General features: G+C 45.3%; 16 protein-coding genes. 13 read left to right on the top strand and 3 right to left on the bottom strand.

Annotation, left to right across the window (positions count from 1 at the left end; translation table 11 throughout):
- Nucleotides 1-219 precede the first annotated feature (219 nt).
- The 3 genes from ABEQ74_RS11970 (at nucleotide 220) to ABEQ74_RS11980 (ending at nucleotide 1,081) form a co-directional block, all read left to right on the top strand.
- Entirely contained in the window at nucleotides 220-429 is a 210-nt protein-coding gene (locus tag ABEQ74_RS11970) for a hypothetical protein (RefSeq protein WP_430122407.1), read from the top strand.
- A gap of 108 nt (nucleotides 430-537) precedes the next feature.
- Nucleotides 538-717, top strand: a complete 180-nt coding sequence (locus ABEQ74_RS11975; RefSeq protein ID WP_430122408.1) for a hypothetical protein — start codon at nucleotides 538-540, stop codon at nucleotides 715-717.
- A 154-nt stretch (nucleotides 718-871) separates the two neighbouring features.
- On the top strand, nucleotides 872-1,081 hold the full coding sequence (locus tag ABEQ74_RS11980) for a DUF6366 family protein (protein ID WP_430122409.1): 210 nt from the start codon (nucleotides 872-874) through the stop codon (nucleotides 1,079-1,081).
- A gap of 243 nt (nucleotides 1,082-1,324) precedes the next feature.
- On the opposite strand, the gene ABEQ74_RS11985 is transcribed toward ABEQ74_RS11980, so the two are convergent.
- On the bottom strand, nucleotides 1,325-1,669 hold the full coding sequence (locus ABEQ74_RS11985) for an alpha/beta hydrolase family protein (RefSeq protein ID WP_430122410.1): 345 nt from the start codon (nucleotides 1,667-1,669) through the stop codon (nucleotides 1,325-1,327).
- Between the two features lie 265 nt (nucleotides 1,670-1,934).
- On the opposite strand from ABEQ74_RS11985, the gene ABEQ74_RS11990 reads away from it, so the two are divergent.
- From ABEQ74_RS11990 to rarD, 4 genes are all read left to right on the top strand, one after another.
- Complete coding sequence (locus ABEQ74_RS11990) at nucleotides 1,935-2,114, top strand: hypothetical protein (RefSeq protein ID WP_430122411.1); 180 nt, start codon at nucleotides 1,935-1,937, stop codon at nucleotides 2,112-2,114.
- A complete protein-coding gene (locus tag ABEQ74_RS11995) occupies nucleotides 2,111-2,539 on the top strand; it encodes a hypothetical protein (RefSeq protein ID WP_430122412.1) in 429 nt (142 codons plus the stop codon). The genes ABEQ74_RS11990 and ABEQ74_RS11995 overlap by 4 nt, the downstream gene beginning before the upstream one ends.
- 22 nt (nucleotides 2,540-2,561) lie before the next feature.
- Complete coding sequence (locus ABEQ74_RS12000) at nucleotides 2,562-2,966, top strand: hypothetical protein (RefSeq protein WP_430122413.1); 405 nt, start codon at nucleotides 2,562-2,564, stop codon at nucleotides 2,964-2,966.
- Between the two features lie 135 nt (nucleotides 2,967-3,101).
- Nucleotides 3,102-3,980, top strand: coding sequence for an EamA family transporter RarD (gene rarD, locus ABEQ74_RS12005; protein ID WP_430122414.1), 879 nt, complete (start codon nucleotides 3,102-3,104; stop codon nucleotides 3,978-3,980).
- 147 nt (nucleotides 3,981-4,127) lie between these two features.
- On the opposite strand, the gene ABEQ74_RS12010 is transcribed toward rarD, so the two are convergent.
- A complete protein-coding gene (locus ABEQ74_RS12010) occupies nucleotides 4,128-5,051 on the bottom strand; it encodes an alpha/beta hydrolase (RefSeq protein ID WP_430122415.1) in 924 nt (307 codons plus the stop codon).
- Nucleotides 5,052-5,682: 631 nt separating this feature from the next.
- On the opposite strand from ABEQ74_RS12010, the gene ABEQ74_RS12015 reads away from it, so the two are divergent.
- The 5 genes from ABEQ74_RS12015 to phnE (ABEQ74_RS12035) all read left to right on the top strand — a co-directional run bounded on the left by ABEQ74_RS12015 (nucleotide 5,683) and on the right by phnE (ABEQ74_RS12035) (nucleotide 9,946).
- A complete protein-coding gene (locus ABEQ74_RS12015) occupies nucleotides 5,683-5,946 on the top strand; it encodes a hypothetical protein (RefSeq protein WP_430122416.1) in 264 nt (87 codons plus the stop codon).
- A gap of 357 nt (nucleotides 5,947-6,303) precedes the next feature.
- Nucleotides 6,304-7,404: a phosphate/phosphite/phosphonate ABC transporter substrate-binding protein gene (locus ABEQ74_RS12020; RefSeq protein ID WP_430122417.1), complete on the top strand. Its 1,101-nt coding sequence runs from the start codon at nucleotides 6,304-6,306 to the stop codon at nucleotides 7,402-7,404.
- Nucleotides 7,405-7,524: 120 nt separating this feature from the next.
- Nucleotides 7,525-8,310, top strand: a complete 786-nt coding sequence (gene phnC / locus ABEQ74_RS12025) for a phosphonate ABC transporter ATP-binding protein (protein ID WP_430122418.1) — start codon at nucleotides 7,525-7,527, stop codon at nucleotides 8,308-8,310.
- A complete protein-coding gene (gene phnE, locus ABEQ74_RS12030) occupies nucleotides 8,303-9,121 on the top strand; it encodes a phosphonate ABC transporter, permease protein PhnE (RefSeq protein WP_430122419.1) in 819 nt (272 codons plus the stop codon). The genes phnC and phnE (ABEQ74_RS12030) overlap by 8 nt, the downstream gene beginning before the upstream one ends.
- Before the next feature lie 18 nt (nucleotides 9,122-9,139).
- The gene (gene phnE / locus ABEQ74_RS12035) at nucleotides 9,140-9,946 is read left to right on the top strand and encodes a phosphonate ABC transporter, permease protein PhnE (RefSeq protein ID WP_430122420.1); all 807 of its coding nucleotides are present in this window, start codon (nucleotides 9,140-9,142) and stop codon (nucleotides 9,944-9,946) included.
- A 170-nt stretch (nucleotides 9,947-10,116) separates the two neighbouring features.
- Here the strand turns inward: phnE (ABEQ74_RS12035) and ABEQ74_RS12040 are convergent, their stop codons facing one another.
- A complete protein-coding gene (locus ABEQ74_RS12040; RefSeq protein ID WP_430122421.1) occupies nucleotides 10,117-11,706 on the bottom strand; it encodes a bifunctional metallophosphatase/5'-nucleotidase in 1,590 nt (529 codons plus the stop codon).
- Between the two features lie 226 nt (nucleotides 11,707-11,932).
- Here ABEQ74_RS12040 and ABEQ74_RS12045 point away from each other — a divergent pair, with 226 nt between their 5' ends.
- A complete protein-coding gene (locus ABEQ74_RS12045; RefSeq protein ID WP_430122422.1) occupies nucleotides 11,933-15,259 on the top strand; it encodes a chitinase N-terminal domain-containing protein in 3,327 nt (1,108 codons plus the stop codon).
- The last annotated feature ends 173 nt before the right edge of the window (nucleotides 15,260-15,432 follow it).

The raw sequence follows: 15,432 nt of genomic DNA on the forward strand, positions 1-15,432 counted from the left end.
CATGGCGCCAACTCATATTTTTAGCTTGAAATTGGTTTAAAAACAATAACAACAATTCGATTATTTTGAGCTATTTTTTTAAGGGGAATTATTTTCAGTGGTTGTTCATGTTAAGTCAGGAAAAAAATAACTATGCGTAAAAACAAGGGAGATATCTTGGAAACAACGTATTAATACTTTGTAACGGAAGAAAAGTGATATTAAAATGGAGGGTTAGTTATGAGGACAAAAGAAGAAAACTTTTCAAATGATAGTACCCTGGAATCGATCAAAAGTTTAACAGAGCAAGATGCAAAGACCTTCTTGAACCTTATATATGCAGTTATTAAAGACAACGAAAATCCTAGCGAACATTTGGTTTCAAATGTATTAAGAATATTTGAGCAACAATTACCAAGAGTGGCTAAAGCAAGACAGAATAAAAACTAACCATATTAAAAACGCCGACAGAGCGGACGATTTTCGTCCTACGTGAGGCGCTGGGCTTTGATTATACGAAAATAGCTAAATTTATACAACGAAAGGAGTTGAGACAGCATGAATTACTATAAAGGAGCAGTAATTGGATCAGATAACCTCATTTATTTTAAAAGCGAAGTCAAATTGCAGGAAAGTGATGTTCTTATTTTAGATGATAAAAAGTACTTCATTGAGAGTATTGATAATGGGATGTTAATTCTTCAAAGGGTAGGATCAATTATATCAGTAAGTGTCTAAATAGGATGTGAATGATTATCTAGCTGAAAATAAGTTTTAATTAAAAGCACAAATAAATCCCATCCAATAATATATTAATGTTATAATTATAACAATTCATCCATATGGTGGAACTTAGATATTTAATTAAAATTTTATACCTAGGGGGTAAATAATGAACAATGATTATGAAACTCCTGAAAGAACAAGGGAAAGACTAAGACAAGAAGAATTGCTAAATAATCCATTTGGTCATTTGAAAGACGGAATGGATAGGTCTCAGCATAGTAGTTTAGTCAATTTGGTAAGTAGTTTAGGTTGGAAAGGCACTTTAATTTTAATCATTGTTGTTATTATTGTTGTTATAGTTGCCCAATATTTTTAAGTCAGGGAAATTTTAATTAATGGTTATAATTTTTGAAAAAAGCATATTTACGCCATTCTGAACTAATAAACTATTGTCGAGAGACAAGAACTTGGCGTCATAAAAAGTCGCTATTAGCGGCTTTTTTGTTTTATCGGTACAAGTTCTTGTCCTGATAATTAATTAGATTTTAGTTGATGGATATTTTCCACCTCATCCTGATATAACAACAAACGATCAAGGCCATGTTTTCCTCCTGAAGGTTTATTCATTTTCCATATACCGTTCCAGATACTCATTCATCTTGTCAAGATATTTTGCATACAGCTTATTGTCATTTTGCAGACCGTGTCCTGAATTGGAGAACTCGATATAATCATGGGGAACTTTGTATTTCTCCAATGCGTTAATCAGATATTTAACTGTTCCGAAATGAGCTACTCTATCGTATTTTCCATAGGCAGCGAGCATAGGGACATCATCGATCCACATAAATGGTGATATATCTTTGACCGCTTCATCATATTTTGTCGTTCCTAACATATCTGTTGTAATCGTTTGTTTGGACACTTTAGTAAAAACAAAGATTTCTATCTGCTCCTTAGTCAAAGAAATTTGTTCTATCTTCTGAAGGATATGCTCAAAGAACTCTTCGGACCGAAACCGGAATATCCAAACTTCGGTGCTTATGTCTCAGCGTATTTTTCTTATGGAATTGTTCGGATGGATTGAGGAATGGTTTGCTAGAGGTAAGCAAGAAACAGCAAAAGAAATGACGATACTACTGAAAAATCGTGATCTAAATCAATAATAGAATCTCCTACTCGGAATAAGGTGAAGCCAGAAATGAGAAGAAAATGATGGAGGGATACAAGTGATAAACATAATGGAAGAGCTTAAGAAAATGTCCCAAAAGAAAGGGTTTGAAAATAAAGACGATTTCCAAAGGTCACTGGAAAAATGTAAAGATATAACGTTGTCTCATGGAGATGCTGAATTTTTAACAGAACTCTATTTTAAAGCAAAAAATTGTACATTCGCAACACGATTTTGAAAGCACTTGTATTCTGTGAAGATATTGATTTAAAGGAATTCTTCTTAAAAGCATTTAAAAAAGAGCGCTATCTAGATATGAGATTGACTGCAGTTCGAGGCTATGCCAAGTATGCGACTGAGAAAGAAGTAGAGAAACTAATGTCTAAATTCACGGAAATTCTGATGAAGCGACCTGAAAGCACACCTTATAACTATCAAGAATATGAGCTGCTTCGTTCTGCTTTCGGACTGCCGTATTTAGTAAATCAATATGGATATGCCTGTTTTATTCAGGCATATGAGCAGGAGGAACAACAGTATCATGCCATGCCAGATGCTTTCAAAGGACATTTTACTTTAGATGAAAGAGGAGATAGGGTTCAACTCCGCTCATTAGGAGAAAGCAAGAAGATGCTTGATGAATTTTTGAGCAGAGGTAAATGAAATTTGAAAGGAAGTAACACGAATGACAAAACAACACCTGTTATTTAAATTCAATAGATTCTCAGCAAATGAAGTTTTGACAGCATGGGAAAACGCGGATAAATCAAAAGATGAAATAGTGTTAGAATCCGCCGATTTGGATTGGTCAATAGAAGTAGACGGTATCCCGAATATCTCTCAAGAAATGTTTGAACACTTTCTATCTAAAATAGATATATTTGATAATGGAGTGCAGCTTTATTGTAAAGAGGTCTATGAAAACAGTAATGTTAAAATAGAAAATTATATCGTGTCATTGCAGTGGATTTCAATAATTGAAAACTCTATTACAATGGGTTATTGGGGAGATTATGTAAACATAGAGTTAAGATCCAACATCGAGTGTGACAATGGCATCTGGAAGCAGAAAGAAATCTATTATCAATAGCTAGCAAGAGGCTTATACATTCAGTTACACTGATAGGCAGTTTACTTGGGCCAAAAAACTATTAATCCCTTTACTAAAACGAGGATCTAGGCGTATAATCCGTTAAGACATCGGAGTGAGAAGGGGATTTGGATTATGAACAACGGATTGGTCAATGCTATTATCGCGTATATTATGTGGGGGATTCTCCCGCTATATTGGAAGTTGTTTGACGCTGTCCCGGCAGGCGAGATTCTGTCACATCGGGTTGTCTGGTCGTTCGTCTTTATGGGTATTCTCGTAGCAGTCCAGCGTCGCTGGGGTGACTTAAAACGGATTGCGGCTAATCGCTCGGTCCTGCTGTCGCTCACCGCTAGCGGATTGTTGATCGCTGCAAATTGGCTCATCTTCATCTGGGCAGTCAACAACGGCCATGTCGTCGAGACAAGTCTCGGCTACTATTTGAATCCGTTGCTGAACGTGCTGCTTGCGGTGGTCTTCCTTCGTGAGAAGCCAAACCGTGGCCAATGGCTCGCGATTGCCATCGCTGGTGCAGCGGTGCTCATCATCGCCATCGACTACGGGCGGTTCCCGTGGATTGCAATCTCGCTAGCCGTGTCGTTTGGCTTGTACGGTCTCGCGAAGAAGAAGATCGTTCAAGACGCTTCGGTAGGCTTGTTGTCGGAGACCGCTGTAGTCCTGCCCATCGCGCTCGGCTACTGGATCTATTTGGCCGCCGTGGGAAAAACGACGGCTTGGACGCTGCCTGCGCCCATGTTCATCGAATTGCTTCTTTCCGGCGTAGTAACGGCACTGCCGCTGCTCTTCTTTGCGCGGGCGGCCGCCCGTATGTCGCTGTCTACGCTCGGGTTCGTACAATACATCGGGCCGACGATCATGTTAATACTGAGCGTTTTTGTGTTCAAGGAATCGGTCTCACCGGTTCTACTTGTCGGCTTTGCGCTCATCTGGACAGCACTTGTCGTATACGCTTCGTCATCAATTCGCAGCGCCAAACTCGCGAAGGCGAGCTAACGGCACGCGTGTCCCTGTAACGGCATAAGGGCCATTTCCGTCCGAAGGGCGGAGATGGCCTTTTTCGTTTGCGGTGAGTACATTGTGCTGATCGGCTGGTAAATTAGGGGGGAGCTAAGAACAGGGAATGCCATCTATATATTTTAATTAAAATTCCTTTTTAACAAACTCAACGAGCTTGGACTTTAATGCATCACCGTTCTCTCCCTTGTGGTACATATCGGTCCCATGATAACCACTCTCATCCACAATCAGCTCTTTATCAGTTGCTCCGGAAGCTTGATATAATTTGCGCACTTCTTTTTCAATTGACCCCCCATAATCACCAGGCGAAAATACAAACAAGGATGGTGCTTTAATCTTTTTGACACCTGGAATGGCATCATGGGGCCCACATTGTGCAGGAGAAGATAGAATAATGAGCCCCTCAATAGGCAGCTCTTGACGAACACCTGCAATGATTGCTGTACTACCGCCACAGGAAGCTCCTGCCAAAAACACTTTTTGTGCGCCCAATCGTTTGAGTTCGCTTAATGCTGCATCTGCATCACGATCTATATTCTGATTATCCTCTGGAGAATTCTGTGAGGCACCATGATTACGATATTCAGGAATGACAACCAGATATCCACTGTCAGCTAGTTCAGTTCCCATGTCAAGAAAAGAACAGATGTTATAGCCTTGCTCATGTGCAAGCAGGACCCCTTTATCTCCGCTGCCAAGCACAAGTGCCGACAGGTACACCCCATCGCTGGTTGTCAATGTAGTTGCTTTATCGTGCAGGCTATCAGGAACACAACGATTCAAAAGATGCCCATTAGAAGACTTCACTGTACGATCCGGCCAGGCAGGTTCATACTTAACTGGTGGATTTGTTGCTATGTTCGACACTTCGGCAAGTGGTTTTTCTTTAACAGACTCTGTTGCAGGGTTCGTATTTTGAGATTGATTAGGTAAAGATTGATCTTTATTTGGAGATACCGGTGTTGTGCTGGTGCATCCCGTAATTGTTACTAACAAAATGAGCAGCATTATAAATGCCATTTTTATTCCTTTAAAAGATATGTTCATTGATTGCTATCCTCCATTTCTTCCGATCAGAGTTGCTTAGTAAATCAGTTGTTTTAGCGCTTATGTATCCTTGATCTCCTGCAATTTTTTATTTAAACAGAATGAAGTGAGAAAATCTACTCGTTTATTAATCATAACAGTACAACACTGTTCTGAAGTCCGACCGATCATGAGCGATCCACTAATCTAATCTTAATCTATTATCTACCTTAGTATTAGAAGGTCGATATTATTGGATTAAGGGGGTTCATGAAGAGACAATCGCTTAGCGCATGTAGACTTTCAATTTAGTTAGGACTATTCTTACACTAAGTCATTACTTGTTATAAATGGTAAATCAACATATCGCTAGTAAATCTTAATCGAGAGGAATGATCCTTGGTGAATCAATTAGAGAAGTCGGTATTAAATTTTATAGAGACCATGAATAAATATCCGCAAATAGAATCCCCTGTTGTAAAGAAAGGTGGCGCACGTTATAGGTCGAAATCAGTACAACTACAAGTAGATAAAAAACTCATCTTTCTCCTGAGTTGAAATATTTTTATGAACATTGTGAAATCATGTGTGATGTTCGGCATGATGGGCATGAGCTAAAAAGCATGGGGATTGATTTAGGAAATGCTCCTCTTTGTCTTTGGCCTTCCAAAAATCTTGTTCTTCGCCAAGATGGGAAGGAGGCGTACTTTTTCCGATTGCAAACTCATTTTCCGATTTTCTGGATTACCTATCAACTACAATAGAATTAATACATGAAAAATATAATGGAGAAATAATCGATGATGAATCTTATGAATTGCTGGAAGGTTTTATAGACCATTTAAAAGAAATGCTAACTAAGATAAATGAGAGCGATGAACTTATTGATCATTTTATCGATTATTTATATGGTTAGGCTGCACAAGATTTGAAAGAAACAAAGAGACAATTACTTGTCGGGTGACAAAAACATAGTAGCATTAGAAGCCGCTGATTAAGCGGCTTTTTATATTCATATTATCAAGTTCTGATCTATACATGACAGCGCTCTCCTGGATGCGCTATTGCTTTGGCAGTAAGCTACAATATAGATTCTGTCCCTGCCCCTAGAGGTTTGTTTTCATAAAGTCAACGCTATGTAAATGAGCACTTCAAATTTTTTACAGGTAGATAATCACTCGATAACAAAAGGCTTGTATGATGAATTTGGGTTTGCAATAGGGGAGCGAGACACTCGGCAAATCCGAATTATAAATAGTGGGGGTATTTGATAGTGAAGAACAGATGGATGTTAACTGCAGTATTTGCATTAGGCGTGGGCCTTCTTGCAGGATGCGGTTCTAACGGAAACACGGCAAATAACGGAGCGGCAGCGGATAATACGACTCCTGCGCCTCAGACGAATACGGCGCAAGAATCAACAACTTCTGCAACAGAGATCAAGGAGCTTAAGGTCAGCTTCGTTCCATCCAAAGACCCTGACCAAATCATTACGGCAACAGATCCATTGAAGGATCTGCTGAAAGAGCAATTGGCTACTGAGGGCTACAATGTGGAGAAGGTTACGATCGATGTTGGTACGACTTATGAGGCGGTTGGTGAGGCTTTGACGGCAGGGACGACGGACATCGGGTTCATCCCGGGTGGAACATATGCCCTGTATGATGACGGTGCCGATGTAATTCTGACTGCTACCCGTGCGGGTCTGTCCAACGATTCCGATAGTCCGAAAGATTGGAACGACAATAAACCGACGGCACCTACAGACAAGCAAGCAACTTACTATCGTTCGATTGCCATTGCTGGCCCAACGGATAAAGGTAAGGAGCTGGCAGCCAAGGTGAACGCAGGCGAATCCTTGACTTGGGAAGATCTGGACAGCGCGAACTGGGCAGTGATGTCGACTTCTTCTTCTGCGGGTTACATTTACCCGACACTGTGGCTTCAAAATAACTACAACAAGAGCATCACAGATCTGAAACATGTGGTGACCTCAGACTCTTATGGAAGCTCGTTCGCCCGTCTGGCAGCTGGTCAAGTGGATATCATTGTAGCTTTTGCTGATGCAAGAAGAGATTATGAAGAAAAATGGACAACCGAATTCAGCCGTTCCGCTTCGATCTGGGATGAGACGAATGTGATCGGAGTTACGCAAGGAATCTATAACGATACCATCAGCGTAAGCAAAAACTCTTCACTGATGGATGACAAATTCAAGGCTGCATTGCAAAAGGCTTTTATCGCCATTGCTCAAACTGACAAAGGAAAAGAAGTTATCGCCGTGTACAGTCATGAAGGCTACCAAGAAGCAAAATCCTCGGATTATGATAATGAACGCAAGGCTCAAGAGCTGATCAAGAGTCAGAAGCAGTAATCCAGGATCAAGGCGAGGAAGTTAGGGCGGAAGCTTTGAAATGAAATGAGCGCATCATGGCAACTTGATGCCCTCATTTTTTCACGTTTTTACGGAAACTAAAGGATTGGAGCTTATGTCATGATTGAATTCAAACAAGTGGAGAAGAAATACGCAAATGGAACTACAGCCTTGAAAAATATTAATCTGTCCATCGAGCAGGGCGAATTCGTCGCCATCATCGGTCTTTCCGGTGCGGGGAAGTCTACACTGATCCGTTGCATTAATCGAATGCATGAGATCACCGGAGGCCAGCTCAATGTGGATGGCGTAGATGTAGGGAAGCTGAAGGGAAGCCAAGTTCGCCGGTTCCGCCGGAGAATCGGCATGATTTTTCAATCCTTCAATCTGGTGACAAGAACTTCTGTGATCAAGAATGTACTGGTTTCCTTTGTCCCTGATCTGCCGCTGTGGCGCAAGCTGACCGGAATCTTTGCGAAGGATCATAAGATCAAGTCACTGGAGGCATTGGATAAAGTAGGTATTCTCGATAAGGCATATGTGCGTGTGGATCAGTTGTCAGGCGGTCAGCAGCAGCGGGTAGCACTGGCGCGGACGCTTGCTCAGAATCCGGATATTATTCTGGCGGATGAGCCGATTGCCTCGCTTGATCCGGTAACATCCCGGATGGTCATGGATGATTTCAAACGTATTAACCAAGAGATGAACATCTCGGTGATTATGAATATCCACCATGTCGAGGTAGCACTGGAATATGCCGACCGCATTATTGGCATTCGTCAGGGCGAGGTCGTTTTTGATGGGGAGGCTTCCGGGGTCACTACGGCAGTGCTTGGCGAGATTTACGGCGGCCGTTTTGAGGAGGAAATGTCAGTTCAAACAGAGGCCGGGATTGCTTATGTATGACAAACTATTTCCGCCTAAAAAGCTTGCACTTCCGAACGGCAAGATCGTTCTGGAGAAACGCTCCCGCACGCCGCTGATTCTATTGCTTATCATTGTAGCAGTTACTCTGTCCGTGGAATTTACGAATTTTAATCTAAAAGTGTTGTTTGTGCGAATAGGCAAACTATTCGGGATGATTCGCGAAATGTTTCCGCCTGATTGGGCGTACTTTCCTAGATTGTGGGGAGCGCTTGTAGACACCTTGCAGATGTCGCTGATCGGTTCTATGATCGGTGCGCTTCTTGCACTGCCTATAGCGATTTTGGCTTCGTCCAATGTCATTTCAAACCGGTTTGTGACAGCCTTCTTTAAAATTGTTCTGAGTCTGCTGCGTACCTTGCCGACGCTCGTCACAGCCTTGATTGCTACCTTCATCTTTGGCTTAGGGCCAACCGCGGGCGTAGTAGCGATTCTGCTGTTCACACTGTCTTATGTGGGGAAACTGCTGTATGAGCAGATTGAAAATGTGGATATGGGTCCATTTGAAGCGATGGAATCCATCGGTATGACAAGAATTCAGGCATTCCGCTATGCCTTGTTTCCACAGGTGCTGCCAAGCTATTTGTCCAATTCGCTGTTCTGCTTTGAGGGAAATGTACGTTATGCGGCGATCCTGGGATACGTGGGTGCAGGCGGAGTCGGCCTGTTGATTAAAGAAGATTTGGGCTGGCGTGATTATCAGAACGTAGGGATGATCATTCTGGCACTGGTGATCACGGTTTATCTTATTGAGACAGTCAGTGAGCATTTCCGTAAAAAATGGATTGGATGAAAGAGAGGAGGTTAGTCAGTGACGAATATTGAGAAGCAACTTCAGGCCCAACCTCGTAATTTGCGGTATGTGCTTACGCTTACGGTGATTATTATTGCGCTGTTTGTCTGGTCGCTTGCTGCTGTTAATCTGAAGGATATCCATCAGAGTGGTCTCAACATCGCTCAGAATATTATAACCGGAATTATGAATCCCGACTTGAACTTGCTACTCAGCGTCTCCAAACAGAGTGTACTGTATTTGCTGGTTGAGACGGTGGCTATTGCATTTCTGGGAACTATTGTAGGGGCGATCTTATCCGTTCCACTTGCTTTTATGGCTGCTTCGAATATCGTACCCAAGCCAGTGGCCTGGCTTATCCGCCTGCTGCTGATCTTCATTCGGACCATTCCGGCCCTCGTGTATGGCTTGATGTTCATCCGCGTCTCCGGTCCTGGACCTTTCTCAGGCGTGATGACGATAGGGATTACGTCGGTTGGAATGCTGTCCAAGCTGTATGTGGATGCGATTGAGGAACTGGATACCAAGGTGCTCGAATCCATGACCTCCATTGGCTGCACAACCTTTGAAAAAGTACGCTACGGCATTTTGCCGCAATTGATGTCGTTGTTCCTCTCGGTAACCATTTACCGGTTCGATATGAATATGCGTGAAGCGTCCATCCTGGGCTTGGTTGGCGCAGGAGGGATCGGTGCGCCGCTGATCTTTGCCATGAACGGGTATAAGTGGAATCAAGTCGGGGCGATTCTGATCGGATTGGTCATTCTGATTCTGATCATCGAGTGGATATCCAACAAGCTTCGGACGAAGCTGGTAAAAGGGTAAGAAGGGGACAGGCGGTTGGCACACTGCAGAGTTGCCCTTAGCAACTGAAACGGCATCCCGATGAAGAAATCGGCAGCCAACTTTAACTGAAAAAGGGCGACGTCAGAGAATGCGTCTCTGGCGCCGCCTTTTTCGTTGTGGATATAGAGGGAAGAGGCTGCTTAATGAGCTTAGTAAACAACCTCCCAATTATGATTACAAGTCGCCTGGAGCACACCTAGCCGGGAAATGTAATCTGCAAGAATCTCTGTCATATCGGTCGGAATTTCACGAACTACAGGCGCGTCCTTCAGCATGTCGAAGTTACCGCCACCGCCAGCACGGTAGCTGTTCATGACAACGTCGAAGCTTTGATCTGGATCCACTGGTGCTCCGTGGCGCTCCAATCTGACCACCCGATGTCCGACGGGCTTTGAGATGTCGAGCGTATAGTCGATGCCTTCCCACATATCATAATTGAAATGCTGTGGCTTTGGCTCCAGATATGACGGCGCAATGCACAGTCCATCACCGGTCTCATTCACCTCAAAGTACTCAGCAGTCTGCTCCAACATGGCTCGGATGTCGCTGCCCCGCATACGGACAACCTTTAACGTATTAGGATAAATGTAGTTGGACACCACATCCCGCATCGTAATTAATTCTCCGAAACCTCTGGCTTCATTGGTAAAGATGGCAGCCAGAGAGAGCTCAGCCCCGGTCACCTCCATCTGAATCCGATTGATCATTTCCGTAAAGGCATGATCTGCCTGACGAGCTGTAAACGGATCTGGAATCGACAAGTCCCCCTCGGCGCGTCCGATAGGTTGATCGAGCCAAAACTGCGTTTGTCGTTCATCCTCAGCAAATAGAGCCAAAAAATCCTCATCCTCCTGATCCGCTTCATCTACAATAAGCAAAGAGGAAGATTTGCCCGATAGCCGCCATCCCCCCTCTGGAATCGCTTGAAATTCAAGCTCTACCTTTGCGACCGCTTGTCCGGCACTGCCAGGCTGCGTAATGACTACCCCGTTAATTTCCCCGTTTAACAGACGGTGTTGATGGCCGGTGAGCAGTACGTCGACACCCGCGATCGTTTCACATATAGCATACCCTTGATTTTCACCGGTTAAGGGTTCGGTTGCTTTACCAGTCATGGGATCGCGTTCAAAGCCTCCGTGATAGCTCAAAATTACCGCATCCGGCTGTTCAGTGCAGCGAATCTTGTCTACCCAGTACTCAGCAGCATCAAGCGCATCAATAAAGGACAAGCCTTCGATGTGATTCGGCTCCTCCCAATTCGGAATAAAGTGGGTGGTAAGTCCGAGCAGGGCGATGCGAATGCCTTGCGGAAGCTCAAAGATTCGATATGGCTTGCCGAATGCGGGCTTCCCGTCAGTCTTGTTTACAATGTTAGCAGATAGCCAGGGACAATCGGAATCGCTGATCGCCTGTCGAAGCAGCTCGTGTCCGTAATTGAACTCGTGATTCCCGAGCACGGCTGCATCATATCCAAGTGCATTCAGCGCTCTGGCTGCAGGATGCAGACCGTGGCGGTTTAACTTGGCATAGTGATACATCAGCGGCGTTCCTTGAATCAAGTCTCCGTTATCAATCAGGAGCAGATTTGTGCTCCGGCTTCTCTCTTTCTGAATCAGACGTGACAGCTTGGCAAGGCCAAGCGGCTTGTCGCCAGGGCTGCGGTAGTCGGTCGGATACAGGTGACCGTGAATATCGCTTGTATGCAGAATTGTCAGACTTATAGAATTCATTGATGCCATTAATGACTGCCTCCTTATGCCGATCAGAAAAATGCAGAACTTGCATGGAATACAGCTATTATAAACAACTGCTTCGGCGGTATGGTAAACGCAGTGTTATTTTTACAGGACACCGATGAAAAGAAGAATATATTTCTTCATATTTTACACAACCTTACTTTTTAGCTAATAATCCCATGTAAAAATAAGGGTGTTACTCAACTCTTAATCTCATGGGAGGGAAATTATGAGCAGAAAGCTGGTTGGACTTGGGAAGAAGATCGGGGCGAAGTGGTTGCGAATCGGGCTTGCTGTATCCTTGGCATTTACGATTCAACTGGAGCTGGGCGCGATTCTCGCACCTGTGCAAGCCGAGGGTCCGAACGATCCCGCACCCTACATTGCTGCCAAAGTGGTAAATGAGAATGCCGGTAAGAGAATACTTTTTGACAATACTCATGCCCAGACCGCTGGTGCCGCAGACTGGGTAATTGACGGCGGTTTTTCCGATTTTGGACAAGCACTGGCAGCTGACGGGTATGATGTCGCCGAACTGCGCAAGTCAACACCGATTACCTACAGTGATCTAAGTGGCTATTCTGTATTTGTTATTGCTGAGCCAAACATTCCCTTCAAGCAGAGCGAGCAGGCTGCGATGGAGCAGTATGTCCAGAATGGAGGAAGTATATTCTTCATTGGAGATCATTATAATGCTGACCGTAACAAGAACCGCTGGGACGGCTCCGAAGCGATCAACGGGTACCGCAGAGGGGCCTGGGAGGATCCAACTAAGGGCATGAGCTCGGAAGAGCGAAACTCGAAGGCAATGCAAGGCGTTGTCAGCTCGGATTGGCTTGCGGACCATTTCGGGGTTCGTTTTCGGTATAACGCACTGGGCGACATTACGGCCAATCATATTGTAGAGCCGGATCAGGCCTTCGGAATCACTGAGGGAGTTAACGGAGTTGCGATGCATGCCGGTTCTACGCTAGCGATTACCGATCCGGCAAAGGCTAAGGGCATTGTGTACCTCCCGCAGACGAATGAGGCATGGGGAAGCGCGGTCGATCAGGGCGTATATAACGGCGGCGGTGTAGAGGAGGGACCTTATGTTGCCGTAGCAAAGGTCGGATTGGGTAAAGCAGCCTTCATTGGTGATTCCTCTCCGGTAGAAGATGCAACGCCAAAATATTTGCGCGAAGAGACAGGAGCTAAAAAGACGACCTATGATGGCTTTAAGGAGCAGGATGATGCCATTTTGTTAGTCAATTTGATCAATTGGCTGGCCGAACAGGAGAGCTATACAAGTCTGGCACAAGTCGATGACCTTCAATTGGATGAGGCGACAAAACTGCATTCCTTCGAAGCGCCTGAGGCTTCAACGGAGCCCCAGCCAGAACCATGGTCTCCGCCGGCCGCCGGCTATAAATGGTGGGACAGCTCAACCTTCAAGCCAGGTTCCTACGGTGGAGCTACAGTGAGTGCATCGCCAGTTTACAGCTTTGTCCACCAATCGGTTCTTCCCAATGCATCAGAGTTCCAAATTCGCGTTCTTATCGAGAATCTCCCTTCCAATTCAACTGTGACCGGCTTTAGTGCAGGAATTTATGTGACTGGAGGAACCCAGGTGGCCATGACGCAAAGAGCGGACGGAACCTGGCCTGCCGCGTATGGATATAGTGATGCCTTCAGCTTGACCGCTGATAGTCAAGGGCGGGCCTATAAGGATTTGAAGATACGCATCAAGCCAGGCACTTCCGGGGCGGCCAATTTACGCTTGCGGCAGAACGGTAATAATCTGCTGACCAAGTCCGTGACGCTGGGTAACGTGCCTGCCGAGCCATTGCCGGATGCAGGCAGCTCGATCCCGGAAGTGATTACGATCGCGGAAGGAAGAAGCATGCCGGAAGGAAGTCTGATCACGGTCCAAGGTATTGTAACTACTGAACCAGGCATCTATGGTGGGCAAACCTTCTATTTGCAGGATGCTACCGGCGGAATCTATGTGTTTCAGAGCAGCACGGGATTTCATCAAGGCGATAAGGTTAAGCTTACGGCCTCGACAGCTCTTTATAACACAGAGCTTGAATTAGTGAGCCCAGTCTTGATCGAAAAGATCGCGACGGCAGATCTGCCGGAGGCAGTTAAGGTCGACTCCGTCAATGCTGCCAATCAAGGTCAACTGATTGCACTTCAGCAGGTAGAAATCACCAATATCATTACGGCATCTCCATCTGGTTCCTTCGAATTTGATGCGATCAGCGCAAATGGAGTCAGCAATCATGTCCGCGTGGATGTCAGAACAGGGCTGGCACTCGCAGACTTCCCTTATGAAGAAGGTCAGATTGTAAATCTTCAAGGTGTGTCTTCGATTTTTAAAGACGTATATCAATTGAAGGTCCGGGGGATAAACGATATCTCGCTTGCACAGGCGAACGTTCCACCGGTAACCTCTGCCGCTCTATCGGAGCAGCCGAACTCGAACGGTTGGTTTAACCGGAATGTAACCCTTACCTTGACGGCTACGGGTTCGGAGCCGGTATCGACAACCTATCGGTTGAATGATGGGGCTGAGTCCGTATACTCGGGTCCACTAGTTGTCGACAGAGAGGGAGTCAATGTCACTCAATACTACTCTTCTGCCAGCGGCGTGGCTGAAGAGGTCAAGAAGGTAGAAATCAAGCTGGATAAGACAGCACCCGACGTGACGTTGACTCAATCGGGGAACCGAATTGGAGACGTATGGGAGCAGGATATCCTGAAATTTGAGCTTCATAGCACGGACGAGCTCTCCGGGGTCATGAACCAGAAGCTTCTCCTCAACGGCCAGCCGGTTGAAGAGGGTCAGGCGATCAGCGCCAAGGAGCTGGGAGCAGGAGAGCATGTCATTGAATACCGTGTAGAAGACGCCGCAGGTAACGTAGCCTCGGACCGGGCCGTATTCCAGGTGAAGCAGCCGCATGCCGGCGCAGCGCCGGGCACACCTCTACTGTCTGACAATAATGGTTCGGATACAGGTCTTCGAGACGGCGATTATAAGGTGACGATGAATTTATGGTGGGGAAATAACGGTTCCGAATTCAAACTGTATGAAGACGGCGTCTTGATTCAGAGCATCCCATTGAAGGAGGCTTCTCCTTCGATGCAGACAGCTTCTATCGATATTACAGGAAAAGCCAACGGCGTATATACATATGTCGGTGAATTGGTAAATGCCTGGGGAGTATCGCAGTCCCAGCCGCTTCGCGTAACGGTGACGGATGCTGCGCCGGGCAAGCCAGTATTGTCGCATGACAATTGGGACGAAGATGGCAGCTATCAGATTAGCGTGAACATGTGGTGGGGGACGAATGCTACCGAGTACCGTCTCTATGAGAACGGCGTTCTGGTCGACACCCAGGCTTTAATTAACGCTTCTCCTTCGATGCAGCGGGCTGCCACAGAAATCCATAATCGGGCGCCAGGCTCTTACGAGTATTATGCCGAATGGATCAATGCTGCAGGCGTAACTCAAAGCGACCGTATTCAGGTCCGTGTCAGAGCAGGGAGCTTCCTGCCGCAGTACGCCGCTTAATTCATTATATAGTAAGACAAGCGAAAGGCCGATCGGACCGGGGGAGTTCGGAACCGATTGGCCTTTCTATTGGTAGGAATTATCCATCCAAACAATTTATGCTGGGTTCCTCGACGGGAATATCGTAAAAATGAGGGATTTGTGTTTTCCTAACACAGCGGCTTAAGTATATA

Source organism: Paenibacillus solani, assembly GCF_050475945.1.
GTDB lineage: Bacteria > Bacillota > Bacilli > Paenibacillales > Paenibacillaceae > Paenibacillus_AQ > Paenibacillus_AQ solani_A.